This is a genomic window from Flavobacterium lotistagni (genome assembly GCF_011392125.1).
GTDB lineage: Bacteria > Bacteroidota > Bacteroidia > Flavobacteriales > Flavobacteriaceae > Flavobacterium > Flavobacterium lotistagni.
This window is the reverse complement of the sequence record NZ_JAAJBU010000002.1, coordinates 349,283-374,799: the sequence shown is the minus strand read 5'-3', so window position 1 is coordinate 374,799 and position 25,517 is coordinate 349,283. Positions and strand designations below refer to the sequence as shown.

The following is a 25,517-nucleotide window of genomic DNA, read 5'->3' as shown; positions in this document are numbered from 1 at the left end:
ACTCTTGAGAAGAATTGCAATCATTCCTGCGCGCGGTGGCAGCAAACGAATTCCGAGAAAAAACACCAAACTTTTCTTCGGAAAGCCGATTGTGGCCTATTCCATTCAAGCCGCTATAAATAGTGGTTTGTACGATGAGGTCATGGTTTCCACAGACGATGAAGAAATTGCCGCTATTGCCCGCCAGTACGGAGCTCAGGTTCCGTTTATGCGTTCGGATGAAAACAGTAACGATTTCGCCACCACTGTCGACGTGCTCTTGGAAGTACTCGATTGGTATGCCTCTCAGGGCCAAGAATTCCATCAAGGAACTTGCATTTATGCGTGCGCGCCGTTTGTGAGTTCAAGGTTGTTGACCGATTCATTCGCGCTGCTGGAGAAAGAAAATGGCGATTGTGTTTTCCCGAGTTTGGCTTACTCGCATCCGATACAACGGGCTTTGAAAGTGGCATCCAATGGGAAAATTGAACTTTTCGATCCGTTGAGTTCCAACACCAGAACCCAAGATCTAGAAAGAGCTTATTTCGACGCCGGTATGTTTTACACCTTCGACGTTTCCAAATTGAAGCAGACCAAAAGTCTAAGGACCCAAAATACTTTTACCATCGAAGTGGATGATTTGCTCGCGCAGGACATCGACAACGAAAACGACTGGAAGCTCGCTGAAATGAAATACCAACTGTTCTTCAAATGAGAAATTATCGTTGCCTCAACCAACAAATTTTCACCGCCGAAGGGTTTTCAATCGAGCCGATTCGCGATGAAGATAAATATGCCATCATGCATATCCGCAACGAGCAGATTTACCATTTGCGCCAAGCCCAACCGCTCACGGCAGAGGATCAAGAAAATTATTTTGCTACAGTTGTCGCTAGTTTGTTTAATCAAGAGAAGCCTGCTCAGATTTTGTTTTCCTTTTTTGAAAATGGCAAATTTGTGGGTTATGGCGGTTTGGTTCATATGAATTGGATCGACAAGAACGCCGAGATTTCTTTCGTGATGAAAACCGAGCTTGAAGCCAATCATTTTCAAAAGTACTGGGTGAATTATTTGAATTTAATTGAGCAAGTAGCCTTTCAGGAATTGCAGTTTCACAAACTATTTGTGTACGCTTTCGATTTGCGCCCGCATTTATACCAAGCGGTCGAAGTGGCCGGATATTACCAAGAAGCCCGACTCAAAGAACATTGCTTTTTCAACGGAAAGTTTATCGATGTAGTGATTCACTCTAAAATTTCCAGCAAATGAAGTTAGGCGTTTTAGTCAGCGGGAATTTAGGAAAAATTGTCTTGAAGCATTTGTATGCGAGGCACGAGATTGACTTCGTATGCACCGATTCAAAATCCGACAGCATCATTGAGTTCTGCCAAGCGAACCAAATAGCAGTTTTCGCTGGCAATCCGAGAAATGGTAAAGCAAAAGATTTTTATCATGACAAAGCCATCGAGGTATTGGTTTCGGTCAATTATCTGTTCTTGATTGAAGAAGATTTGATTGCACATCCATCAATTTTAGCCTTTAATATCCACGGCTCGTTACTGCCAAAATACCGAGGAAGAACTCCGCACGTCTGGGCCATCATCAACAACGAAACCCAAACGGGCATCACAGCGCATCTGATTGATTCGGGTTGTGACACAGGCGATATCATCGAGCAAGTAATCGTAAACATTGGCCCGAAAGATACCGGAGCCATGATTCTCCAGAAATACAATGAGCAATACATTCCATTGATTGATCAGGTATTGTCTGATATTGAAAACAACACATTAAAGACAAAAAAGCAAAACAACGCTGAGGCGACTTACTTCGGCAAACGCAGTCCGGAAGATGGCGCGATTGATTGGAATTGGCAAAAAGAGCGCATCTACAATTGGGTGCGGGCGCAAGCTGATCCTTATCCGGGCGCATTCTCGCAACTCAACGGACAAAAAATCACCATAGATGCAATTCAGTTTTCTCCCTTGGGTTTCGATTGGGAAATGCCCAACGGATTGGTGTTGTCAGTAAATCCGTTAGCAATAAAAACGCCCAATGGAGTCGTTGAAATCACTAAATACAGAACCTTCGATTTCGAAATTACTGTCGGATCGATATTGGTGTAAGCCCTCAAATTGACATGAAAATAGGAAATTTTACCATCGACCAAAATAGCCCGGTATTTATTATAGCCGAGCTTTCTGCTAACCATAACGGAAGCCTCGACAATGCGCTGGCTACGATAAAATCTGCGAAAAGGGCAGGAGCCAATTGCATCAAATTGCAAACGTACACAGCCGATACGTTAACACTCGATTCTAACAAGGAAGATTTTGTCATTCAAGGAACCATTTGGGAAGGCAAAAAATACCACGAACTTTACCAAGAAGCTTACACGCCTTGGCAGTGGCATGAAGCATTATTCAAAGCTGCGCAGGAAGAAGGTTTGATTTGTTTTTCATCACCATTCGATAAAACTGCGGTAGACTTTCTTGAATCGTTGAATGCACCTGCCTATAAAATTGCTTCGTTTGAAATTACAGATATTCCGCTGATTGAATACGTGGCTTCTAAAGGAAAACCGGTGATTCTCTCTACGGGAATTGCACAAGAAGCAGATATTGAACTCGCGCTTGAGGCTTGTCATAGAATGGGCAACTACGATGTGGCACTATTGAAATGTACCTCGAGTTATCCGGCGCCGATTGAAGAAGCCAATATGTGTATGGTAAAAGATTTAGCCGAAAGATATCAAGTCATTTCAGGACTTTCCGATCATACGATGGGCAGCACGGTTCCGATTGTGGCCACGGTTTTTGGAGCAAAGATTATCGAAAAACACTTTATAATCGATCGTGCCATTGGCGGTCCGGATGCTTCCTTTTCGATGAACGAGCAAGAATTTGCCGATATGGTCAAAGCCGTGCGTGAAGCCGAGAAAGCCATCGGAAAAGTTGATTATACTTTAACCGAAAAACAAGCCAGCGGCAAGCAATTTAGTCGTTCCTTATATATTGCCGAAGATGTAAAAGCCGGAGAAATTCTCACCGAGAAAAACTTGCGTTCGGTGCGTCCGGGTTTTGGTTTGCATCCGAAATATTATCACGAATCTTTGGGCAGGAAAGTTAAATTCGATGTAGAAAAAGGTACTCGATTTTCTTTGGATTTGGTTGATTGACTTTCAAATGAAGTACGACAAGGCGATAGCTTAGTCAATGACTTCAAAGTATAAAAATGAGCGAGAAAAGCACACATTACAAATCTATTTTCAAAGCCACTTCGATTTTCGGAGGCGTTCAAGTATTCAATATACTCATCACACTGATCCGTGGTAAGGCAGTAGCCCTGCTTATAGGAACTGCAGGGATGGGGCTCAACGGTTTGTTTCTCTCGGGCTTGAATTTAATCAAAACGATTTCTTCACTGGGGCTAGCAGAGAGTGCTGTGCGCGATTTATCTAAGGCACACGCATCAGGTGATGAGCATAAAATGCGTCTGACCTTTACGGTTTTCGGTCGCTGGATCTGGTTGACTGCTTTGTTGGGAATTCTTGTTACAATAGGTCTTTCTCCGTTGTTGAGCCGTTTCTCATTCAACGATACTTCGCATACATGGTCTTATATTGCTTTGAGTTGTACCTTTATTTTTGGCGCATTGATGGGCGGAATATACACCATCTTACGCGCAACCCGACAACTGAAATACCTTGCCCAAGCTAATGTTTTAGGCGGTGTCGCAGGATTGTTGATTGCCTTGCCGATATTTTATGTTTGGGGAATGGCTGGCGTAGTGCCTGCTATTATTGCATCGGCTTTTGCTGCTTATTTGGTCTCACTCTATTTTAAAAGAAAAGTACAGGTGCAAACCGTCGCTGTAAGTTGGAAAGAGACCATTGATCTGGGAATGCCGATGGTTAAGTTAGGATTGAGCTTGACGGTGGTGAATTTACTTGCCTCAGCGGTGGCGTTTGCTTTGAACGGTTATATTTCCAAAACCGGAACCCTTTCAGATGTTGGTCTTTATAATGCTGGTTTGGCCATCGTTGACGGTTATGTCGGGATGGTTTTCACAGCCATGTCAACGGATTATTTTCCTCGACTTTCTGCGCTGATCAACGATGAGAAGCAATGGAGACAAGTAGTCAACCAACAAGCAGAGTTGGTTTTAATCGTTCTGGCCATCGTTTTGGTTTTGCTTATTTCGACCACACCACTACTGATTAGAATCCTTTTGAGTAAGTCCTTTCTTCCAGCTCAAGATTTTATCTTTTTGGCAGTTTTGGCTATTCCATTCAAAGGTTTGGTTTGGGTGTCTGGATTCATCATTTTAGCTAAAAACAACAACAAGCTCTTTATGACTGTTGAGATTGTCGCCAACCTCTTACTCTTGATCTTGAATATTTTATGTTATCGATTGTATGGTTTAAATGGTTTGGGAATTTCTTTTTTGGTGGCGTTTATCCTGACTGCAATCATGATTTTTTGGGTTATCCAAGCGAAGTATGAATTTACATTCAATAAAGAAGTATTCAAACTGGCCACCATCTCTATGGTTTCATTGATTGCTTCTTTACTCATCATCAAAACACTGTCATCACCAATTGTTTACGTTGCTCAATTTATCGTGGTATTGCTGACTATAACCTTTTCGATGCATGAATTGAACAAGCGGGTAAACCTGAAAAGCATTGCACAAAAAGTAAGATCTAAATTTTGAATGTTGTGGCCAGAAATCCTCTGAAAATTATTGGTTTTGTTCTTACAACTTTGTTGCGTCTGAATTTGTTCCAGACTTTGTATTTCAACTTTAAATGGTTGCCTTTCAGACAAGCTTACCGACTGCCGGTTCACATATACGGAAAACTAAATTGGGCGAATAAGTCTGGTAAATTTTTAATCGAAAACACTCAAATCAAGTTTGGGATGATTGTCTTTGGAGCCAAACATGAAGTCGTAATCTGTCCGAACACACCCAGTCGAATTTTCAATGCAGGAACGGTTATTTTCAAAGGGCCAGCAATGTTCGCCAGAGGAATCAATCTAACGCTGCTTGAAGATTCGGTCTTAACCATCGGAAGGAATTTCTCAATAGGCAGCTTATCTCGAATTATCGTTTTTAGGAACATGACTTTCGGTGACCAAGTGTTGGTATCATGGGAAACCCAGTTTTTCGATACGGATTTTCATTATCTTCAAGACAAAAATCAAGTCATTAAAGACAATTGTGCTGCAGTAGATATAGGCAATCAAGTTTGGATTGGCACCAGAGCCACTATTTTGAAAGGAACGCGAATAGCCCATAAAACTGTTGTAGCAGCTGGAGCGGTTTGTTCCGGAAATTATTGCGAAAAGCATGGCGAATCAGCTCTGCTGGCAGGAGTTCCGGCGCGTTTTGTCAGAGGCGAAATGGATTATGTTACCGACAAAAGACAAGAGTGGAAACTCATGCAATATTTTAAAGAACATCCGAATACAGCAGTAAAATGGGAACATTAGTAACTGTAGCAGTCGCGACTTATAATTCGGCAGTTTTTGTTGAAGAAACGCTCGAGAGCATTTTCAACCAGAGTTATCGGCCTATTGCGTTGGTAGTCTCAGATGATTGCTCTAAAGACAGCACTGTTGCTATTGTTCAGCAATGGCTTTTGCAAGAGCGTGTGGTTCAGCGTTTTGAGAGCATCCAACTGATTACCGTGGCAGAGAATACCGGAATTTCCGCCAACAGCAATCGTTGTATTGCCGCCGCGCCGTCAGACTGGATTAAATTTTTAGCCGGCGACGATATTCTACTGCCGAATTGCATCACCGACAATATGGCTTTTGCTCAAGAAAATCCCAAGGCCAAAGTAATTTTTAGTCAAGTTCGTTTGTATCAAGACCATTTTAATCCAGAGTGTTATATCAAAACTTTGCCGCTGGAATTTCCGAACAATTTGATGCACCCTGATTTTACGGCCCAAGACCAATATAAACTATTGCTGGTTTCAGACCGAATTAACTATACACCATCTTATTTTTTCAACAAGAAAGCGGTTTTAAAAGTAGGCGGCTACGACGAGGCCAATCGTTTGATAGAAGACTATCCGATGTGGCTCCAACTAACGGCTTCTGGCGAAAAACTTTATTACCATCACCATGAAACCGTAGGTTATCGTATCCATCAGAATGCAGCTAATAATGTCGGCGATGAGGTATTGTTTAAGCCTTCTGTGTTGAATTCTTATCTGATTCGAAAGAAGATAGCCCATCCATTTTTACCTTTTGAAATCGGGAAATCGGAGCAGTTGGTTTACGGTGTTTCGAAATTTTTCCAAAGTCTGGGATGGAACAAAAACAAAGGTTTCTATCGGTCATTATACCGATTGAGCTGTTTTTATTTGAACCCGTTTTATTACATTTTTAGTTTGAAGAAGCGTTTGCCTGAGAATAAAACCAATTTTTTCTACCATTAAATGCGCCTGAGTATCATCATTCCGGCATATAAAGTGGCGGATTATATCGAGAAATGCATCCGAAGTTTGGAACAACAAGACCTGCCTGCTGCCGACTTTGAAATCATTGTAACCAACGACGGTTCACCAGATAATAGCAGCGAAATTGTTAGAAAGTTGCAAACCGAATTCTCTAACCTCACTTTAATCGACCAAGAAAATCAAGGCGTTTCGATGGCGCGCAACAATGCAATCGCCAAGGCCAAAGGAAAATATATTTTGCCGATTGATCCTGATGATTACGTTTTGCCGAACACCCTGAATCGATTGTTGACCATCGCAGAAAACGACAATTTGGATGTGTTTTATCTCGGTTTTGAAATCTTCGACGCAGCAGGAAAAAGCATCTGGCACACCAATTACGAGCTACTACAAGATAAAAAACTCGACGGTGTTGAAGGCTATTTTGCCTCGCGCGGTTCTGGTGTAATTGATCCGGATCGTTCGGTGGGAATGTTCTTCAAAAGAGAGATTCTAGAGCAGTTCCAGATTGATTATCCGAAAGATGTTCCTTATTTAGAAGACGGATTGTTCTTAGCCAAATTTTTCGCAGTTGCCCAAAAAGTAGGTTTCGATAACGAGCGGTTTTACCAACGAACCACACGCGCAGGTTCGGCTACCAATTCCAGATTGTTCTATTCCGAAAAGGCGTTGCAAGGTTTTATTAAAGCCATAGAAGATATCAAATCTTTTGGAGAAAAACATTCGTTTGAACACCAACAGAAATTATTGATTAATCATGTAGTTGCCAAATTCACTTTGTTGCCTTTAACTTCTTTGATTGGGCAGAAAAGCTTGAAAAATTATTACGCATTTATTGAAAGACTCAAAACAAAAAAAATTCACAAAATTCTGAATGAAGGCTTACGTTTCGACTATGGCCAGATGGCCAGAATTTATAATCAAAGCGCATTATTATTCTACTTATATTACCCAATCAGTTGCAAACTAAAAACTTATAAAAGATGAGAGTACAAGACATTATCCCAATTTCGATTAGAAAATCACTACTTAAAATCCATCAATCTACAGTGTGGCCCAAAGCGTTGAAAGCTTATAAAGAGTGCATCGCAGCCAACCAAATGCCATCAGAAGAACTGATTAAGAAACTCGTTTACGGTTGGGGCAATCAAGGGTTTTCGGCCCAAATTGATTACATCAAAACCTGTATCGACAAAACGATGAAATCCGAAGGCTTGATTTTCGAATGTGGTAGCGGGTTGTCTACTATTCTTTTGGGTATTATTGCACAAAAACAAGGGCGCAAGATGGTTTCGTTCGAACATATTGATTTTTGGGCGGCGCGCATCCAGAAGGAACTCGACAAAAACCAAATGACAGCAAATACGATTTATACTCGCGGTTTGAAAGATTATGGCGCTTTTGCATGGTATGACATCGACGGATTTCAGTGCGAACCCATCGGTTTGTGCATTTGCGATGCGCCTCCGGGCAACACCAAAGGCGGGCGACGTGGTTTTTTGTATTTGTTCCGCGAGTACTTGAAAACCGGAGCGATTATTTTGGTCGATGATACTATCCGCGAAGACGAACAACTCATGATTCAAGAATGGGAAAAAGAGTTGCCGATGAGTATCGAGTTTTCGGGCGTTTTTGACCCGCATGCGATTTTAAGAATCTACTAGTTTATGATTAAGAAAATAACGCTGATCGCCGGGGCAAGGCCGAACTTCATCAAGATTGCACCGATTGTCCACGCTTTGAAAAAGTCGGGAAAGATTGCCTATAGATTGGTGCATACCGGCCAACATTTTGACGAGAAGATGAGTCATACTTTCTTCACGCAGCTCCACATTCCGGAGCCCGATGTGAACCTGAATTGTGGTGGCGGCTCGCAAGCAGAACAAACTGCGGCAATCATGGTGGCTTTCGAAAAGGAACTACTGGCGAACCCGACTGATTTGGTATTGGTCGTTGGCGATGTAACCAGCACAATGGCTTGCAGTATTGTGGCGAAAAAGCTCAATATCAAAGTGGCACACGTCGAGGCCGGAATTCGTTCGTATGACATGGCAATGCCCGAAGAAATCAACCGTTTGGTGACCGATGCTATCACCGATTATTTTTTCACCACGACCACTTGGGCATCAGAAAACCTCAAAAAGGCAGGCGTGTTCGACGACCAGATTTTCTTTGTCGGTAACGTGATGATCGATACTTTACTGAGTAAACGCGAACAATTTGTTCAGCCGGGCTTTTGGAATGATTTCAACCTCGAACCTAAAAAATATTTTGTCCTCACTTTGCATCGTCCGGCAAATGTAGACAGTGCCGAAAATTTATTGGTGTTACTCAAGGAGATTACTAGCAATGTCAACGGATTGCCTGTTTTGTTTCCGATTCATCCGCGTACAGCCAAAGTACTGATGGAGTCGCATTTTACCAGCAACAACCTCAGAATTATTGAACCTTTGGGTTATCTAGAGTTCAATTATTTGGTAGAGAATGCACTATGTGTGATTACCGATTCTGGTGGGATTACCGAAGAAACGACCGTAATGGGCATTCCGTGTATGACTTTGCGTGACAATACCGAACGCCCAGAAACCATAGAACTTGGTACTAATGAATTGCTAGGGACAAATCCGCAAGCGATTGCTCCGGCGTTGAAGACTTTGTTCGATCAGCAGTGGAAGAAAGGTTCAATTCCTGAACTGTGGGACGGAAAAGCAGCTGAACGGATTGTAACTGTTCTGGAAAATTTATAAAACGCTTCGATTTTATGAGCAAAAAAATATTGCTGGTCAGTAATGCTTTTTACCCTGAGAATTCTCCGAGGTCGTTCCGAGCAACGGAATTGGCCAAAGAGCTTGTGCGGCAAGGACATAATGTGAAAGTGATTACACATCCGCGCGAAGGTGTGGAGCAATTTTGCCAAGACCACGGAATAACATACAAAAATCTTGGCTCACTTACTTGGCCGGTGCCCAAAGTGAAAGGCAGTGGTTTGGTCTTATTATTTTGGAGAATTGTAGTGCGGTTCAGCATACTGTTGTTCGAATACCCGATGATCCAACTCATTCCGTTGGTGAAGAAAGCACTCAAAGACGAATCGGGTTACGATGCACTCATTTCGATTGCTGTTCCTTATCCAATCCATTGGGGTGTTGCCTCAGCTTGGTCTGATAAGATCGCCAAAAACTGGATTGCAGACTGCGGCGATCCGTATATGGGTCAAGAAAACGACACATTCAAGCCGCCGTTTTATTTCAAATATTTCGAAAAGAAGTTCTGTCGAAAAGCTACTTATCTTACTGTTCCGACGCAAGCATCAATTAAAGGCTACTATCCTGAATTTCATTCCAAAATTAAAGTCATTCCTCAAGGTTTCCGTTTCGAAGATGTGAAGCTTTACAGCGGAGAAAAGCCATCAGACAAAATCATTTTTGGTTACGGCGGAATGTTTATTCCCGGGCGCAGAGATCCGTCAGAGTTCCTGAATTTTCTGAATTCGCTAGATGATTCGCATCGTTTTGAATTTCATATATACACCACAACGCCACAGTTTGTAGAGAGTTTCATCGGCGCATCCAAAGGAAGAATTCAACTCAAGGGCTTGCTCGACCGAAATTCATTAATGTACGAAATGAGTAAAATGGATTTTCTTGTCAACTTTGAAAATGCCGGAACCGCACAAACTCCTAGCAAACTTATCGATTACGCTATCTTGAAAAAGCCAATATTGTCGGTGCGTTTTGGTGAGATAAAAAAAGACCATTGGCTCGAATTTCTGAGCGGAAATTATCAGCAAAGTATGGTCATTGAAAATCCAGACCAATACCGCATTGAGCAGGTTGCCTCAAGGTTTATGGAACTGGTAGGTTAATTTGAAATTAGCTTGTATAAAAAAAGACCGCATCCGTTGAAGAACAATTTTATCTTCTTTATTTTTTCTCCCTTTTTGGGTTTTATCCAAGCCATCAAGCACTATCGCGAACGTTGGGCTAAAAACAGCATTTGGTTGTTTGTCATCTTTTACGGCTATACGATGTACCGTCCGGAGATTATGGATTCGAGCCGCTACGTAACCAAACTCAAGCAGCTTTATAACACACCGCTGAATTGGGAAGTTTTTATTGCTAATTTCTATTCAGACGATTCCGGAACTGTTGATATATACCAACCGCTGGTGACTTATTTACTCTCGATGGTCACTGATAACGGCAATGTCCTTTTTGCAGTTTTTGGTATTCTGTTCGGCTACTTTTATTCGCGCAATATCTGGATGCTGCTCGATTTGACCAAAAGCCAGAAAATGAACACCACCATGATAGCGATTCTTCTGGCCTTTGCTTGCGTGATCGGTTTCTGGAACCTCAATGGTGTTCGAATGTGGACCGCAGCGCACATGTTTTTCTATGGCGCATATATATTGCTGGCTGATGCAAAGAAAAAAGGCATCGTTATCGCAGTACTAAGTATTTTGGTGCATTTCTCTTTTGTTTTGCCTGTTGGGCTTTTGCTGTTGTTTTATTTTGCAAGACTGCCTTGGCGCATTTTGTATTTTTTCTTTGTATCGAGTTTTTTCATTTCAAGTCTCAACATTGAATCAATCCGAACCCGATTGGAAAGTATTGCTCCGGATTTTCTTTTGCCGCGCGTTAAGAGTTATACCAGCGAGGAATACGTAGAGACCATTTCAGATTTGAACGCTACCGGAAATTGGTATATTACTTACTACAGTACGAGTATTAACTGGTATATCATGATTTTGTTTACGGTGATTTATTTTTCTAGAAACAAATTTGGGAGTTATAACCAATCGTTTTTTAACCTGTTCGGCTTTTCGTTGTTGTTTCTCTCCATCGGAAATATCACCGCGCTTTTGCCTTCAGGAAACAGATACTTGCTCGTGGCCCAGCTTTTTGCGACGGCCTTTTTGTTTTTTTACTATGCTATTTACGATAATCGTGAGTTCAAAAAATGGGCGATGCTTTTCTCGCCGCTGTTGTTCTTTTTTATTATTGTTTCGATTCGGATGTCGTTTGATACAATTAGTTTGATGACTGTCTTGACCAATCCGATACTGGCTACATTGATTGATTTACCGATTCCGCTCATTGATTTAGTCAAATAATCATGAAAACGAAAAACCAGCTCATACAAAGCCTTAAATCGTATCTCGCGGCTTCAAAAATCAATACCAAAGGGAAATCGGTCAAAGAAAAAATCGTGCTCATTGAATCCGACGATTGGGGTGCTATTCGTACGCCATCTGCAGCAGCGGTAAAAGCTTTCGAGCAGAAAGGATTGGAGATCGCTCAAAGTATCTATAGAAATGATGCCTTAGAATCACAAGACGATTTGGAACTGCTTTTTGAAGTGCTTTCTAAACACAAAGGTTCCGATGGGCAACCTGCAAAAATGACGGCCAATGCCATCATGGCCAATCCAGATTTTGATAAGATTAAAGCATCGGGTTATACCGAATTTCATTACGAAAAATTTACCGATACTTTCCAGAAATATCCGAATCACGGCAATAATTTAACCTTGTGGAAGCAAGGCCAATCAGAGAATATTTTCCAACCGCAGTTTCATGGCCGCGAGCATCTGAATTACAAACGATGGCTAAGGGTTTTGCAACAGAAAAATGAAGCCGCTCTATTTTGTTTCGATCACAACGCCACTTATTCCGGTAAAGAAGATTACAGTTTTATGGAAGCTTACGACTGGGATTCTAAAGACGATATTCCTGAGCAAATACAAGTCATTGAAGACGGTTTTCGCATCTTTAAAGATACCTTCGGCGAAACGTCAAAATCGTTCATCGCACCTTGCTACAATTGGGATCCGATGATTGAACCGGCTCTAAAAAACCAAGGCGTCACTTGGCTGCAAGGCATTTCATCGCAATTGGTTCCAACAGGTGTTTTTGATCGGTATGATCCGATTCGCCACAGGTTTGCCGAGGAAAATCATTTAGGGCTTCGTTATAATGTGCGGAATTGTATTTTTGAACCTTCAATGAATCAGCAACGCGATTGGGTCAACAGTTGTTTGGCGCAAGTAGCCAGTGCTTTTCATTGGAACAAGCCCGCTGTGATTTGTGCGCACCGCATTAATTTCGTGGGTTATATCGATCCGAAAAACCGCGACCGAGGATTGAAAGATTTGGATGTATTACTGCGTTCCATCACCAAGAAATGGCCAGATGCCCGATTCATTTCAACCGATCAGTTGGATGCATTTTTAAATTAAATCAAAGAAAATCTCTCGCTAAGCGCTGAGATAAGAATAGATAACTTTGCGTCTCTGCGTCTTTGCGAGATCAAAAAATAAGCAGAACAAACAAGTAATAAATGAAAGCTTTTTCACAACTCAAAAAGAATTTAAAACAAGATTTTTCGAACCTGAAAAAGGTCAAAGTAGCGCTACTTGGCGATTCAGCTACTCAGTTTTTGAACATCGCCATTCGCGGGATGGGTTACGACCGCGGTTTCGATTTGCAGATTTGGGAAGCCGATTTCAACCAAATCGAACTTCAGGTCACCGACCCCAACTCAGAGCTCTACGAATTTGAACCCGAAGTCATTGTCATTTTTCAGTCGGCGCACAAGCTTTTGGGCAAGTTCAACAAGATGAAAGTCGAGCAGCACAGCCAGTTGGCGGAAAATGAATTGAACTTTATCAGCCGCATTACCGATACCATTTCGAGCCAAACCAAAGCCAAAATCATCTATTACAATTACACAGAAATCGATGACACGGTGTTCGGAAATTATTCCGGGAAAATCCAAATGTCATTTTTGTACCAACTTCGCAAACTCAACGTCGAGTTGATGAATTTCGCCTCGCAAACGGCTAATTTTTATTTGTGCGATCTTTCGAGCATCCAGAACCAATTGGGCAAACCGAACTTTTTTCAGACTTCGGTATACATCAATACCGAAATGGTTTTGAGCATTGATGCATTACCTTACGTAGCTTCGAGAACGGTCGATGTCATTGCGGCCTTGCAAGGAAAATTCAAAAAATGCGTGATTCTAGACCTCGACAATACCACTTGGGGCGGCATCATCGGCGACGACGGCATCGAAAATATCCAAATCGGAACTTTAGGCATTGGAAAGGCATTTTCAGAATTTCAGTACTGGATTAAGAAACTCAAGAATCGCGGTATCATCGTAGCGGTTTGTAGCAAAAACACCGATTCGGTGGCGCGCGAGCCTTTTGAAAAGCATCCAGAAATGGTTTTAAGATTAGAAGACATTTCTGTATTCATCGCCAACTGGGAAAACAAAGCCGACAATATCCGTCAGATTCAAAGCATTCTCAATATTGGTTTTGATTCGATGGTGTTCCTCGACGACAATCCGTTCGAACGCAACATCGTCCGCGAGAACATTCCTGAAATCACGGTCCCGGAATTGCCCGAAGATCCGTCGGAATACCTGGAATATCTGTACACTTTGAATTTATTCGAAACCATTTCTTATTCGAATGAAGATACCGAACGCACCAAACTATATCAAATCGAAGCGCAACGGGCCAGCTTGCAGCAGAAGTTCACCAACGAGGAAGATTTCCTGAAAAGTTTAGACATGCTTTCAGTGGTCGAGCCATTTAACAAGTTCAACAAACCCAGAGTAGCTCAGCTTTCCCAGCGATCGAACCAGTTTAACCTTAGAACGGTACGTTATACAGACGACGATATCGATAAGTTGATTGTAGATCCAGACGCGCATACTTTTTCGTTTACACTTGAAGACAAATATGGCGACAACGGCCTAATCTGCGTGATTATTCTCAAAACGGAATCTGCCGAAACTTTATTCATCGACACTTGGTTCATGAGTTGCCGCGTGCTCAAAAGAGGCATGGAAAATTTTGTGCTCAACACCATTGTAAATTTCGCCAAAGAAAATGGTTTCCAATACCTCAAAGGCGAATACATCCAGACCGCAAAAAACGAAATGGTGAAAGACCATTATAAAGGTTTAGGTTTTCAAGAAGCTAATGGTTTTTGGGAACTTGACGTGAACCAATACGAACAAAAAACAACTTATATTACTAAAAAATAAACTTATGAACCGCAGCGAAATTATCTCTCAAATCACAGACATTTTTATCGACGTTTTAGACAACGAAGACATCGAACTCAACGAATCCACCACCGCCGCAGACGTAGACGATTGGGATTCTTTGAACCACATTCAATTAGTAGTGGCCATCGAAAAACACTTTAAAATCCGCTTCACCTCTAAGGAAATCCAAAGCTGGGGCAACGTAGGAGAAATGATGGATACCATTCAAGAAAAAACCGCTTAATGTTCACTCAAGGCGATTCTTATTCACAGCAATTCACGGTTTCCGAAGCAGTTCACCGCGATTTTGTGGCTTTGTTCGGAGATGAAAATCCGCTGCACACCGACGAAGTTTTTGCAAAGGCTAAAGGTTTTCAAGGCTGCGTGATGCATGGTAATATCCTCAATGGCTTCTTGTCTTATTTCATTGGCGAATGTATGCCGACCAAAGACGTGATTATTCATTCTCAGGAAATTCAGTTCAAGAACGCGGTTTACATGGGCGATGTGCTCGATTTTAGCGCAACGGTTGAAGGTTTCTACGAATCGGTTAACGCTGTTGAATTCAAATTCAGTTTCAAGAATGCAGCTTCGAAAGTGGTTGCAAAAGGTAAAATTCAAATCGGATTACTGCAATGAACATACTGATCACCGGCGGCGCTTCAGGTTTGGGAGCAGCAATTACCAGAACTTTTGCGAAGAGCAGCGACAATCAAGTGTATTTCACTTTCAATGCTTCGGACGAAAAAGCCAAGGCCATCGAAAGCGAATTTCCGAACACCAAAGCCCTACGCTGCAATTTCAAAAACGCAGAAGATATCGCTCAGTTGCAACAGAAAATAAGCGAACTTGATTTAGATGTTCTAATCAACAACGCTTATTCGGGCGAACCCATCAAGACTTATTTCCATAAAATTCCAGCAGAAGATTATGCGAAGGAATTCAACGAAAACTTAATTCCGACAATTCAAATCACGCAAGCCGCAATTAACAGTTTCCGCAAGAAGAAAAGCGGTAAAATTATCACGGTTTTGACTTCGTTCCTGCTCAACACGCCACCAACAGGTGCTGCGGTTTATGTAGCCAACAAAGCTTACTTGGCCTCGCTGGTGAAAACCTGGGCAACTGAAAACGGTAAGTTCAACATCAGTTCGAATGCTATTTCGCCATCGTTTATGCTTTCTGGTTTTACCCATGACACTGACGAGCGCATCATTGAACAAATGACCGAGAGCCATCCGCTCAAAAAATTACTGACCCTACAAGAAACCGCCGACACGATTTTGTTTATGGCCAGCGCCACGCCACACATGAACGGCCTCGATATCGTACTCAACGCCGGAACTAACTTAAAATAAAACATGCTTTTTAATTCGTATCCGTTTTTTGTTTTCTTCGCCGTAGTCTTCGGGCTGTACTGGTGGGTTTTCAATAAAAATGTCAAGGCGCAGAACTTCGTGGTTTTGGCCGCGAGTTACTTTTTCTACGCTTGGGCCGATTGGCGTTTTTCGTTTTTGCTGCTCGGTGTCACCATCTTGAATTATTTTCTCGGGATTTACATCAATCGATCGGAAAAACCAATGACACGGAAAATCTTGCTGAACATAGGGTTGCTTCAAGGCATTGGCGGATTGGCGTTTTTTAAATATTACAACTTTTTTGTCACTTCGATTGCCGATGCGTTCGCTTTGATTGGTGTGCAGGTTTCGTTGCAAACCTTGAATATTATTGTACCACTTGGAATCAGTTTCTTCACGTTCCGAACTTTGAGTTACCTGCTCGATGTCGAGAAAGGCAAAGTAAAACCAATCACCGACTGGATTTCGTTTTTCACTTATGTTTCGTTTTTTCCGTCGTTATTGTCTGGGCCGATAGACAAAGCCCGAACATTCATTCCGCAACTAGAAAAACTCAGAGTGTTCAATTACGACATGGCCGCCGACGGTTCGCGACAGATTCTCTGGGGATTTTTCAAGAAAATAGTCGTGGCCAACAACATCGCGCCGCTGACCAACGAGATTTTTACCAACTACCAAACCTTGCCCGCGAGTTCGCTTTGGCTCGGTGCAGTGCTATATGCTTTCCAGATTTACGCCGATTTTTCGGGTTATTCCGATATGGCGATTGGCTTCTCGAAGTTGCTTGGCTTCAACATCACCAAGAATTTCGACAATCCGTTTTTCGCTCAGAGCATTCCCGAATATTGGAGAAAATGGCACATTTCACTCACGGCTTGGCTTACTGAATATGTGTTCACGCCGCTGAGTATTACGTTCCGAGATTACGATAAATTGGGATTGATTCTAGCGATTGTCGGGAATTTTGTAATTGTCGGGATTTGGCACGGCGCGAATTGGACTTATGTTTTCTTTGGGCTTTTCCACGGTTTGTATTTTATTCCGTCGATTCTCAATGGCACAATGAACAAAAAAATCAAAACCGATAAAACCAAACTTTGGCCCACACTAACCGAGAGTTTCAACATGGCGCGCACGTTTTTCGTCATTATGCTGACTTTCGTGATTTTCAAAGCCGATTCGATGGCGCATGCTTTTGGTTACTATAAACACATGGTTTCGACTTCAATTTTTTCAATACCAGTAATTGATTTTGCTTCAGTAGCGATTGTACTCTTGTTTTCACTGTTGATGTTCGGCACTGAATGGAAACACCGTTACCAAGATCACGGTTTAGTTTTGAGCGAACCAATGGATTTGAAACGTTGGGGTTTTTATTTGTTGCTGATGCTGAGCTTGTTGTTCTTCGGTGCTTTCGGCGAGAACCAATTTATTTATTTCCAATTCTGATCGCATGAAAAAGTTTATACAAAAGTGCGCGCTTGCAGTTTTATTGCTGATTTTGGTGAACGTTATCGCTTTCTTTGTGTTGATGGCAGTGAATCCGATGCTCAAAAAAGTGCAGGAATCGGCGAATTTCAAAAACCAGAAATTCGATTTGTTGGTTTTCGGAAACAGCATGACCGTAGATGGAATCGATTGCGATTATCTTTCCAAAAAAGGAATCAACAGTTACAACCTTGCCACCAACGGCAGTCACATGTGCTCGTCGTTATTGCAACTCAAAGCTTATTTGAAAAACAACGCCAAACCTAAAATAGTGATTATCGGATTGCCTTCTGCTACCGGGAAATCTTTGCTCAATCCGGTGCCTTACCCGAATCCGCTTGTAGATTTCTTCTATGAACCGAACCTGAAGAATTGCGTTTTGAATCCGCCGCCGGTAAATTTGCGTTGGCTGTATGTAGAATCGTTGAAGATTGTTGTTTCTAAAGCGCACCGCGAATCTAAAATCGTCCGCGGCCAATGGAAATCGCCCAAAGTCATCGCCGACGAAACTTCGTTCCAGAACAAGAAAACCGAGTTCTATTACGACAACGCAGACTTTCAGGAATTCATCAGTATTTGCAAAAACGAAGGCATCCAAGTGATTCCGATCGAAATGCCCGGCAGCAACGCCAACCGCAATTCATTGCCCTATAATTATCCCATCGAACTCGCAGACCAATCGCAGTTGAAATTGTACAATCTCAATAACTACGAGGTTTCCAGTCAATTCATCGACCCCAAAAACGACTGGTTGGCACCCGACCATTTGAACCAGAAAGGCGGCGCGAAACTGACAGCGTTCGTCTATGAAAATATTTTAAAACCTCAAATCGCAGAGCATGATTAAGATAGGTTTTACCGGTGATTTTTGCCCGTGGTTGCGTGTGGAGAAAGCTTTTGAGAATGGCAATTGGCAACCGATGTTCGATTCCGTTCGTCCGTTTTTTCTGGAAAATGATTTGAATGTTTTCGATCTCGAATGTCCGCTCACGACTTCTAATGCCAAAATCAAAAAGACCGGCCCGCATATTAAAGCCAAGCCCGAAACCGCGGCGATGCTGAATGATCTGAATTGCCAATTGGTCGCGACAGCCAACAATCATTTCAAGGATTACGGCTGGGAAGGTATGCAGGAAACTTACGAAACTTTGCGCAATCACGATATTCAATGGCTCGGAAGCGGCGCGAATTTAAACGAAGCTTCAAAGATTTTCTACTGGGAAAAAGAACAGACTAAAATAGCTTTCATTAACGTGGCAGAAAATGAATGGACGACGACTTTCGGCAAAGAACCCGGTTGTCATCCGATGGATTTACCCAATGTTTTCAATCAAATCCAAGAAGCCAAAACGAAAGCTGATTTTGTTGTGGTCATTGCCCATGGCGGCCACGAACATTACGAGTTGCCGAGTCCGAGAATGAAAAAATGGTACCGTTTCTTCGTCGATGCCGGAGCGAGCGCTGTAGTTACGCATCATACGCACATTATTTCGGGTTACGAAACTTATAAGAATGCCCCGATTTTTTACAGCCTCGGGAATTTCTGCTTCGATTGGGAAGGCCAAAGAAACCAACCTTGGAACAAAGGAATGATTGTCCGTTTGCACTTCGAGAAATCCCAACCCGTGACTTTCGAAATGGAATTCACTTCGCACAATAATGAAGAAGTAGGTGTTTTTCTGATGGACGAATCCGAGAAAAAAGCGATGCTCGATCATCTGTCAAAGCTCAATGAAATCATCCTCGACGACGAAAAACTCCAAGCCGAATTCGACCAATACATCGAAACCTGGAGCCCAGTCATGAACACTTGGATCCAACCTTACCAAGGAAAATATTTACCCAGTTTGTATAAAAAAGGCTTGCTTCCTTCGATTATCAACAAGAACAAGAAGTTGCTTTTCACCAACCTGATCCGTTGTGAAGCGCACCGTGATATTTTACTCAACTCCATAAAACCAAAATCTTAAGATGTGCGGATTTACCGGATACCACTATTTAGATTCCCGACGAGAAACCACTAACCAAGGCATCTGCGGAATGCTCAACGTGCAGAAACACCGCGGCCCGGATGATTCAGGCGTGGTGGGCATTAATACTGAAAACCGAACCTTTGAAGTCATCGGTTTCGAAAAAACGGAAAACTTCCAACACCCGAACGATCTGATTTTTGGATTCAACAGGTTAAGTATTCTCGACCTTTCGCCCAATGGCCACCAGCCTATGATTAGTCCTGACGGCAAAGTCGTCTTGATTATGAACGGCGAGATTTACAATGCTTTCGACTTCAAACCCGAGCTTGAACAAAAAGGGCATACGTTCAAAAGTACTTCCGATACCGAAGTCGTGCTGCATTTGTACCTCGAATACGGCATGGAAAAAATGATTCGGATGCTCAACGGCATGTTTGCACTCGCAATTTACGATTTCAATCTCGATACTTTGTTTTTGGCGCGCGACCGTTTCGGCATCAAGCCTTTATATATTTTAAAAGAAGAAGGCCGGCTCGCGTTTGCCTCAGAAATGAAGAGTTTCAAAGCTTTGCCTGATTTTAAATTCGAAGCCGATTTTACCAACCTCGACGAGTTTTTGTTGTTCCGCAATGTAGTGAACCAAACTTTGTTCAAGAATATTCGTAATTGTACGCCGGGCACTTATTTGAGCATCAAAAACGCTACGATTGACGAGCATGTTTTTTATGATATCAATCAGGAAGGCGGACAATCCATCGCTAAAAATTCAGCCAAAGCCGAACTGGAAAACGCGCTCAAAAAAAGTGTTGCCTCGCAAATGATTTCCGATGTGAAATTGGGTTGTCAGCTTTCAGGCGGCGTGGATTCTTCATTGGTGAGTTATTATGCGGCCAAGTCTTTAGATGAAGGCAATCTGGAAACGATTTCCATCACGTTCAAAGATCCGAAATTCTCAGAGGAAAAATATATCGACCAAGTAGCTGAAAAACTTTCGCTTAAAGCACACAAATACGAAATGCAGGCTGAGTATTATTTTGATGTACTTGAAAAAGCAATCTGGCATTTCGAACAACCGTTGAACCATCCGAACACCATCGGGATTTACCTGCTGAGCCAGCAAGCCAAAAAGCACGTGACGGTTTTGCTTAGTGGAGAAGGCGCTGATGAATCACTCGCTGGTTATAGCCGTTTTATCCGCGCGAAACAATCAGCGTATTTCAATAAATCTTTCCTCGGTGCAGTCAAGAAAAATCTCGGGAACATCGGCGAATTTCTTGGTTATTATACCAACGCCGACCAGCGCATGATCATGGAAACCGCTTTCGGAACCATCGCCACGGCAAAATCCTTAAAGCCTGATTTCAAACTGGGCAACGCTTTGAAAGATCGCGTACGAACTTTTAAAAAACTCAAAGGCGGCACCAATTTAAGACAGCGCAAATACGAACTTTTGACTTATTTGCCTGATTTGTTGATGCGCCAAGACAAAATGTCGATGGCCCATTCGATTGAGAACCGCGTACCTTTCTTGGATAACGAAATGGTCGCCACCTCATTGAACATTCCAGACGATTTGCTGATTGCCCAACATCACAATAAAGACGAAGCCAAAGTTTTGCTCAAAGACATCTGTGCCGACAAATTCGGGGAAGCTTTTGCGTATCGCGACAAAATGGGCTTCGGGATTCCTTTGCGTGCTTTCATGGCTTCGGAAGTTTTCCAACAGAAATGGAAAAACCAGATTCAGCCCGGCATCACCAAAAGAGGCGTTTTCGAATCGAAAGCGGTAAATAATTGGGTGAATAATATCGCCAATGCAACTCCTGAACAGCTTGACGCGATTTGGCTCATGGTCGGTTTCGAGCTTTGGGCGCAACAATATTTAGATTAAATGATAGCCATTCACAATAATCCGAGCGAAGTTGTTTTCCATTACCGCTGGATCGATTACTGCGAGAAAAACAATATTCCGTACAAACTCGTCAATTGCTATGACGACGATATCATTGAGCAACTCAAAGGTTGTTCGGCGCTGATGTGGCATTATCATCAGGCCAACTTCAAAGACATCGTGATGGCCAAACCGCTTTTGTATTCACTCGAACAAAGCGGCATGAAAGTGTTTCCCGATTTCAACACAGCTTGGCATTTTGACGACAAAGTGGGGCAGAAGTATTTGCTCGAAGCACTCGGTTTTGATTTGGTCAAGACTTGGGTTTTCTACGACAAATCGTCTGCTTTAAATTGGATCAACGAAACGACTTTCCCTAAAGTATTCAAGCTTCGCGGTGGCGCAGGTTCTCAAAACGTAAAACTGGTGCGCTCTAAATCGGTGGCGGAATCGCTAGTGAATAAGGCATTCGGCAAAGGTTTTCCGGCTTATGATGCTTGGGGCAGCGTGAAAGAAAGAATCCGCAAATGGCGTTTGGGCAAAACCGATGCGTTCGATGTTTTGAAAGGTTTCATCCGATTGGTGAATCCGCCCAAGTATGCGAAAGTCATGGGCAACGAAATCAACTACATTTACTTTCAGGAGTTTCTGCCAAACAATGATTCAGATACGCGTATTATCGTAATCGATGGAAAAGCTTTCGCGCTCAAAAGAATGGTCCGGGCCAACGATTTCAGGGCTTCGGGCAGTGGCGATTTCCGTTACGAAAGAGAAGTTTTCGATGAACGTTGCGTTTCGATGTCGTTCGAATACACCCGAAAAATGAACGCCCAATGTGTCGCTTACGATTATGTTTTTGATGCGGAAAATAATCCAAAATTGGTCGAAATCAGTTATGGATTTGCCAACAAAGTTTACGATCCGTGTACGGGTTACTGGGACGAACAAATGAACTGGCATCCGGGCGCTTTCAATCCTTACGGCTGGATGATTGATTTGATACTAAAAAATGGAAAGTAAAATGGCTCGCAAAGACGCAGACACGCAAAAAAAAATATTAATAAAACTTTGTGTCTCCGCGCCTTTGTGAGAACTAAACAAACAATATGAAAATTCTCATTATAGGTTCCAAAGGGTTTATCGGCCAGCACGCTTTTGATTATTTCAAAGCCGCCGGTTTTCAGGTTTTTGGCTGCGATGTCGTGACTGATTACGTAAGTGAAGATTACATTCAAATCGACGCGACGAATTCCGATTACCACGCGATTTTTGAGCAGCATCAAATAGACGTTTGTCTAAATTGCTCTGGCGCGGCGAGTGTTCCGTTGTCGTTGCAATTTCCGTTCAAGGATTTCAATCTGAATACATTAAACGTATTTAAAATTCTCGAAGCCATTCGCGTTTATCAACCGAGTTGCAAGTTCATCAACCTTTCGAGCGCTGCGGTTTACGGCAATCCGGAATTGTTACCTATTAACGAAAAAGCTACACCGAAACCTTTGTCTCCCTACGGTTTACACAAACTTCAGGCGGAACAGATTTGCAGAGAGTTTTTTCAATATTACCAAGTTGCGACTTGTTCACTTAGGATTTTCTCGGCTTATGGCGAAGGTTTGAAAAAGCAATTGTTCTGGGATTTGTACCAGAAGTTTTTGCACAATAATCAGATTGAACTTTTCGGCACCGGCAACGAATCGCGCGATTTTATTCACGTGGATGATATCGTTCGCGCTATAGAACTGGTCATTAAAAATGCAGCGTTTCACGGCGAGGAAATCAACATTGCCAACGGAGAAGAATTTACCATTAAATATGTTTCGGAGTTGTTTCATCAGAATTTCGCGGGCGGCAAAACCATCAGTTTCAATAACCAAGTCAAAGCCGGTGATCCGTTGAATTGGCGCGCCGATATTTCGTTTCTGAAAAATTTGGGTTATCGGCAAACCATTTCCATTGAAACAGGTATCGGCCGTTATATCGATTGGATTAAAGGATTGTGAGGAAAAGACTGTAAGACCGCTTCGCTGTAAGATTTTAAGATTACGTAATAATTTGAACCTAGAAAAAAATAAAGATTTGTGTTTTGTGATCCATTCGCTGCAAGCCGGCGGTATGGAACGCGTGATGTCGGAACTGTTGAATTATTTTGCAGCCAAAAATGAATACCGCGTGCATTTGGTTCTATACGGAATTAAGCGTGATGTGTTTTACACAATTCCTGAGAACATCAAAATCTATCGTCCGGACTTTGTTTTCGATAATTCCAAACGGTTGCTCTCAACAATTAAAACGCATTTTTTCCTCAGAAAAACCATCAAACAAATCAATCCGATTTCAGTTTTGTCATTCGGCGAGCGTTGGAACAGTATGGTCTTGCTGGCGATGTACGGCACAAAGATTCCGGTTTACGTTTCCGACCGCGCGCAACCTGATAAAAGTTTAGGGAAACTGCACGACAAATTGCGGATTTTCCTTTATCCGAAAGCGAAAGGCATCATTGCACAAACCCAAAAAGCCGAGGCGATTTTCAGAAAAATGTATGGCCACGAGAATTTCAAAGTCATCGGCAATCCGATTCGTCCGATTGAAAACACTGGCGAAACCCGCGAAAATGTAATCTTGATGGTCGGTCGTTATATCCAATCCAAACAGCAAAATGTACTGATTGAGATTTTCGCCAAACTCAACGCGCCTGATTGGAAACTGGTTTTGGTCGGTTACGATCACCTCAAACAGAAAAACCAACACCAATGGGAAGCTTTGGCTCAAAGACTGAATGTTGAAGAGCGTGTGGTTTTCGCCGGAAAGCAGGAAAACGTTGAGCATTATTATAACACGAGTAAGATTTTCGCTTTTTCATCGGCATCGGAAGGTTTTCCTAATGTGGTCGGAGAAGCCATGTCTGCTGGGCTTCCGGTGGTTTCTTTCGACTGTGTGGCCGGCCCGAGCGACTTGATTACTGATAACGAAAACGGCTTTTTGATTCCGCTCAACAATCAAGAAAGGTTCGCCGAGAAGCTACAATTCTTAATCGACCATCCGCAGCAGCGCGAATCGATGGGTAAAAAAGCAAAAGAGGCCATGGCGCAATTCGAATTGAACTATATTTGCAGCGCGTTTGAACAATTCATAGTTTCGAATCAATAGTATGGCAACAGGCAGATTCCGATTGGGCATTCTTTTTAATTTCAATCCGAAATGGACCGGCGGTTTGATTTACCTATTAAACGTAGTCAGAATTCTGGATTTTTTGGATGAAAAAGACAAGCCAACTGTAGTAGTGCTATTCAATCCGGCTTTAAAGAAATACGTCGACGAGATTAATTATCCGTATTTAGAGTTGGTTCCGAACCAGTTTCCGTCGATTTACAAAGGTTATGCGTTATCGATTTTGAAGAACAAAAATTTGTTTGTAGATGATTTAGCAATTCAACACCAACTCGATGCGGTGTTTCCGATGCACGATTATCCGGTCAAAAGCAAACTTAAAATCAAATTGGTTTCTTGGTACGCCGATCTGCAACATCAATATTACCCGCAGTTTTTTTCTAAGTTGAAAATCTTCGAACGCAACGCTAGGATTAAAATGATCTTGAGAAATTCTAAGGATTTGGTGGTTTCCAGCCAAGCGGTGAAAGACGATTTTGAGAAGTTCTACAAGATTCCGAAAAGTCTAAAAATCAGCATCTATCATTTCGTTTCGATTATCGATAATTTGCCCGATTTGACTTTCGAGCAACTCAGGGAAAAATACAACTTGCCGCAAGAATATTACATGATCAGCAACCAGTTTCACAAGCACAAGAACCACAAAGTCGCTTTTGAAGCCGTAGCTGAACTCAAAAAGAAAGGCATCAGTACGCACATTGCCGTTACTGGCCGTTTCCCGGAAGAAACGAATTCGGAATATTTGCAGCAGTTGCACGATATCGTGAATCAGAATGAACTTAAAACCTCAATTTCATTTTTAGGATTGATTCCGCGCGGCGACCAACTGTTACTGATGAAATACGCCAAAGCCATCATCCAACCGAGTTTGTTTGAAGGCTGGAGCACGGTAATCGAAGACGCGAAATCACTTCAAGTTCCGGTAATTGCCGCGAACCTGAATGTCAATATCGAGCAGTTACAGGAAACAGGAACCTACTTCGAACCACATAATTTTGGGCAATTAGCCAGCATTTTAGCCAATTATCCTTCACGGGATTTCGCCAAAGTGTTATATGAACCTTACTCAGAAAGAATGAAAAAAGCAGCTTACGAATTTCTGGCTGTTTTCAAATAAATTAC

25 protein-coding genes are annotated in these 25,517 nt (G+C 42.3%); all 25 read left to right on the top strand.

All coding sequences use genetic code 11. The annotated features are described in order from the left end of the window. The first annotated feature begins 4 nt into the window (after positions 1-4). The 25 genes from pseF to G4D82_RS04305 all read left to right on the top strand — a co-directional run bounded on the left by pseF (position 5) and on the right by G4D82_RS04305 (position 25,512). Positions 5-694 carry a pseudaminic acid cytidylyltransferase gene (gene pseF, locus G4D82_RS04425; RefSeq protein WP_166334932.1) on the top strand — a complete coding sequence of 230 codons (690 nt, stop codon included), beginning with the start codon at positions 5-7 and terminating at the stop codon, positions 692-694. Then, entirely contained in the window at positions 691-1,248 is a 558-nt protein-coding gene (locus G4D82_RS04420; protein ID WP_166334930.1) for a GNAT family N-acetyltransferase, read from the top strand. Before pseF ends, G4D82_RS04420 begins: the two co-directional genes overlap by 4 nt. Beyond that, positions 1,245-2,105 (top strand): methionyl-tRNA formyltransferase, encoded by an 861-nt coding sequence (locus G4D82_RS04415; RefSeq protein WP_166334927.1) that lies wholly within the window; start codon positions 1,245-1,247, stop codon positions 2,103-2,105. The genes G4D82_RS04420 and G4D82_RS04415 overlap by 4 nt, the downstream gene beginning before the upstream one ends. Positions 2,106-2,119: 14 nt before the next feature. Then, complete coding sequence (pseI, locus tag G4D82_RS04410; protein ID WP_166334925.1) at positions 2,120-3,157, top strand: pseudaminic acid synthase; 1,038 nt, start codon at positions 2,120-2,122, stop codon at positions 3,155-3,157. Positions 3,158-3,213: 56 nt separating this feature from the next. After that, positions 3,214-4,695, top strand: a complete 1,482-nt coding sequence (locus G4D82_RS04405; RefSeq protein WP_166334923.1) for an oligosaccharide flippase family protein — start codon at positions 3,214-3,216, stop codon at positions 4,693-4,695. Between the two features lie 5 nt (positions 4,696-4,700). Continuing rightward, positions 4,701-5,474 carry an acyltransferase gene (locus G4D82_RS04400; RefSeq protein WP_166334920.1) on the top strand — a complete coding sequence of 258 codons (774 nt, stop codon included), beginning with the start codon at positions 4,701-4,703 and terminating at the stop codon, positions 5,472-5,474. Then, a complete protein-coding gene (locus G4D82_RS04395) occupies positions 5,462-6,430 on the top strand; it encodes a glycosyltransferase family 2 protein (protein WP_166334918.1) in 969 nt (322 codons plus the stop codon). Before G4D82_RS04400 ends, G4D82_RS04395 begins: the two co-directional genes overlap by 13 nt. Next, positions 6,431-7,438: a glycosyltransferase family 2 protein gene (locus G4D82_RS04390; RefSeq protein WP_166334916.1), complete on the top strand. Its 1,008-nt coding sequence runs from the start codon at positions 6,431-6,433 to the stop codon at positions 7,436-7,438. Beyond that, a complete protein-coding gene (locus G4D82_RS04385; RefSeq protein WP_166334913.1) occupies positions 7,435-8,115 on the top strand; it encodes a hypothetical protein in 681 nt (226 codons plus the stop codon). The genes G4D82_RS04390 and G4D82_RS04385 overlap by 4 nt, the downstream gene beginning before the upstream one ends. Before the next feature lie 3 nt (positions 8,116-8,118). Next, a complete protein-coding gene (gene wecB / locus G4D82_RS04380) occupies positions 8,119-9,198 on the top strand; it encodes a non-hydrolyzing UDP-N-acetylglucosamine 2-epimerase (protein ID WP_207788118.1) in 1,080 nt (359 codons plus the stop codon). A 14-nt stretch (positions 9,199-9,212) separates the two neighbouring features. Next, on the top strand, positions 9,213-10,316 hold the full coding sequence (locus G4D82_RS04375; RefSeq protein ID WP_166334911.1) for a glycosyltransferase family protein: 1,104 nt from the start codon (positions 9,213-9,215) through the stop codon (positions 10,314-10,316). Positions 10,317-10,352: 36 nt separating this feature from the next. Further along, the gene (locus tag G4D82_RS04370) at positions 10,353-11,567 is read left to right on the top strand and encodes an EpsG family protein (protein WP_166334909.1); all 1,215 of its coding nucleotides are present in this window, start codon (positions 10,353-10,355) and stop codon (positions 11,565-11,567) included. 2 nt (positions 11,568-11,569) lie between these two features. Continuing rightward, on the top strand, positions 11,570-12,691 hold the full coding sequence (locus G4D82_RS04365) for a hypothetical protein (RefSeq protein WP_166334907.1): 1,122 nt from the start codon (positions 11,570-11,572) through the stop codon (positions 12,689-12,691). Positions 12,692-12,792: 101 nt separating this feature from the next. Further along, complete coding sequence (locus G4D82_RS04360; RefSeq protein WP_166334905.1) at positions 12,793-14,514, top strand: HAD-IIIC family phosphatase; 1,722 nt, start codon at positions 12,793-12,795, stop codon at positions 14,512-14,514. Positions 14,515-14,518: 4 nt separating this feature from the next. After that, positions 14,519-14,761: an acyl carrier protein gene (locus tag G4D82_RS04355; RefSeq protein WP_166334903.1), complete on the top strand. Its 243-nt coding sequence runs from the start codon at positions 14,519-14,521 to the stop codon at positions 14,759-14,761. Further along, the gene (locus G4D82_RS04350) at positions 14,761-15,156 is read left to right on the top strand and encodes a MaoC/PaaZ C-terminal domain-containing protein (RefSeq protein ID WP_166334901.1); all 396 of its coding nucleotides are present in this window, start codon (positions 14,761-14,763) and stop codon (positions 15,154-15,156) included. The genes G4D82_RS04355 and G4D82_RS04350 overlap by 1 nt, the downstream gene beginning before the upstream one ends. Then, the gene (locus tag G4D82_RS04345; protein ID WP_166334899.1) at positions 15,153-15,875 is read left to right on the top strand and encodes an SDR family NAD(P)-dependent oxidoreductase; all 723 of its coding nucleotides are present in this window, start codon (positions 15,153-15,155) and stop codon (positions 15,873-15,875) included. Before G4D82_RS04350 ends, G4D82_RS04345 begins: the two co-directional genes overlap by 4 nt. Before the next feature lie 3 nt (positions 15,876-15,878). Next, positions 15,879-17,324: an MBOAT family O-acyltransferase gene (locus tag G4D82_RS04340; protein ID WP_166334896.1), complete on the top strand. Its 1,446-nt coding sequence runs from the start codon at positions 15,879-15,881 to the stop codon at positions 17,322-17,324. Positions 17,325-17,328: 4 nt separating this feature from the next. Next, positions 17,329-18,210 carry a hypothetical protein gene (locus tag G4D82_RS04335; protein ID WP_166334894.1) on the top strand — a complete coding sequence of 294 codons (882 nt, stop codon included), beginning with the start codon at positions 17,329-17,331 and terminating at the stop codon, positions 18,208-18,210. Then, complete coding sequence (locus G4D82_RS04330) at positions 18,203-19,333, top strand: CapA family protein (RefSeq protein WP_166334892.1); 1,131 nt, start codon at positions 18,203-18,205, stop codon at positions 19,331-19,333. Before G4D82_RS04335 ends, G4D82_RS04330 begins: the two co-directional genes overlap by 8 nt. Position 19,334: 1 nt before the next feature. Continuing rightward, positions 19,335-21,227, top strand: coding sequence for an asparagine synthase (glutamine-hydrolyzing) (gene asnB / locus G4D82_RS04325; RefSeq protein WP_166334889.1), 1,893 nt, complete (start codon positions 19,335-19,337; stop codon positions 21,225-21,227). Next, positions 21,228-22,247, top strand: coding sequence for an ATP-grasp domain-containing protein (locus G4D82_RS04320; RefSeq protein WP_166334887.1), 1,020 nt, complete (start codon positions 21,228-21,230; stop codon positions 22,245-22,247). 86 nt (positions 22,248-22,333) lie between these two features. Continuing rightward, a complete protein-coding gene (locus G4D82_RS04315; RefSeq protein ID WP_166334885.1) occupies positions 22,334-23,227 on the top strand; it encodes an NAD-dependent epimerase/dehydratase family protein in 894 nt (297 codons plus the stop codon). Positions 23,228-23,279: 52 nt separating this feature from the next. After that, positions 23,280-24,374, top strand: coding sequence for a glycosyltransferase (locus tag G4D82_RS04310; protein WP_166334882.1), 1,095 nt, complete (start codon positions 23,280-23,282; stop codon positions 24,372-24,374). A gap of 1 nt (position 24,375) precedes the next feature. After that, positions 24,376-25,512, top strand: a complete 1,137-nt coding sequence (locus G4D82_RS04305; protein ID WP_166334880.1) for a glycosyltransferase family 4 protein — start codon at positions 24,376-24,378, stop codon at positions 25,510-25,512. Positions 25,513-25,517: the final 5 nt, after the last annotated feature.

Excerpts from the sequence above, each read along its gene's own strand:
- G4D82_RS04420 (WP_166334930.1), top strand. The coding sequence starts at position 691 with ATGAGAAATTATCGTTGCCTCAACCAACAAATTTTCACCGCCGAAGGG.
- G4D82_RS04415 (WP_166334927.1), top strand. The coding sequence starts at position 1,245 with ATGAAGTTAGGCGTTTTAGTCAGCGGGAATTTAGGAAAAATTGTCTTG.
- pseI (WP_166334925.1), top strand. The coding sequence starts at position 2,120 with ATGAAAATAGGAAATTTTACCATCGACCAAAATAGCCCGGTATTTATT.
- G4D82_RS04405 (WP_166334923.1), top strand. The coding sequence starts at position 3,214 with ATGAGCGAGAAAAGCACACATTACAAATCTATTTTCAAAGCCACTTCG.
- G4D82_RS04395 (WP_166334918.1), top strand. The coding sequence starts at position 5,462 with ATGGGAACATTAGTAACTGTAGCAGTCGCGACTTATAATTCGGCAGTT.
- G4D82_RS04390 (WP_166334916.1), top strand. The coding sequence starts at position 6,431 with ATGCGCCTGAGTATCATCATTCCGGCATATAAAGTGGCGGATTATATC.
- G4D82_RS04385 (WP_166334913.1), top strand. The coding sequence starts at position 7,435 with ATGAGAGTACAAGACATTATCCCAATTTCGATTAGAAAATCACTACTT.
- wecB (WP_207788118.1), top strand. The coding sequence starts at position 8,119 with ATGATTAAGAAAATAACGCTGATCGCCGGGGCAAGGCCGAACTTCATC.
- G4D82_RS04375 (WP_166334911.1), top strand. The coding sequence starts at position 9,213 with ATGAGCAAAAAAATATTGCTGGTCAGTAATGCTTTTTACCCTGAGAAT.
- G4D82_RS04365 (WP_166334907.1), top strand. The coding sequence starts at position 11,570 with ATGAAAACGAAAAACCAGCTCATACAAAGCCTTAAATCGTATCTCGCG.
- G4D82_RS04360 (WP_166334905.1), top strand. The coding sequence starts at position 12,793 with ATGAAAGCTTTTTCACAACTCAAAAAGAATTTAAAACAAGATTTTTCG.
- G4D82_RS04355 (WP_166334903.1), top strand. The coding sequence starts at position 14,519 with ATGAACCGCAGCGAAATTATCTCTCAAATCACAGACATTTTTATCGAC.
- G4D82_RS04350 (WP_166334901.1), top strand. The coding sequence starts at position 14,761 with ATGTTCACTCAAGGCGATTCTTATTCACAGCAATTCACGGTTTCCGAA.
- G4D82_RS04345 (WP_166334899.1), top strand. The coding sequence starts at position 15,153 with ATGAACATACTGATCACCGGCGGCGCTTCAGGTTTGGGAGCAGCAATT.
- G4D82_RS04340 (WP_166334896.1), top strand. The coding sequence starts at position 15,879 with ATGCTTTTTAATTCGTATCCGTTTTTTGTTTTCTTCGCCGTAGTCTTC.
- G4D82_RS04335 (WP_166334894.1), top strand. The coding sequence starts at position 17,329 with ATGAAAAAGTTTATACAAAAGTGCGCGCTTGCAGTTTTATTGCTGATT.
- G4D82_RS04330 (WP_166334892.1), top strand. The coding sequence starts at position 18,203 with ATGATTAAGATAGGTTTTACCGGTGATTTTTGCCCGTGGTTGCGTGTG.
- asnB (WP_166334889.1), top strand. The coding sequence starts at position 19,335 with ATGTGCGGATTTACCGGATACCACTATTTAGATTCCCGACGAGAAACC.
- G4D82_RS04320 (WP_166334887.1), top strand. The coding sequence starts at position 21,228 with ATGATAGCCATTCACAATAATCCGAGCGAAGTTGTTTTCCATTACCGC.
- G4D82_RS04315 (WP_166334885.1), top strand. The coding sequence starts at position 22,334 with ATGAAAATTCTCATTATAGGTTCCAAAGGGTTTATCGGCCAGCACGCT.
- G4D82_RS04305 (WP_166334880.1), top strand. The coding sequence starts at position 24,376 with ATGGCAACAGGCAGATTCCGATTGGGCATTCTTTTTAATTTCAATCCG.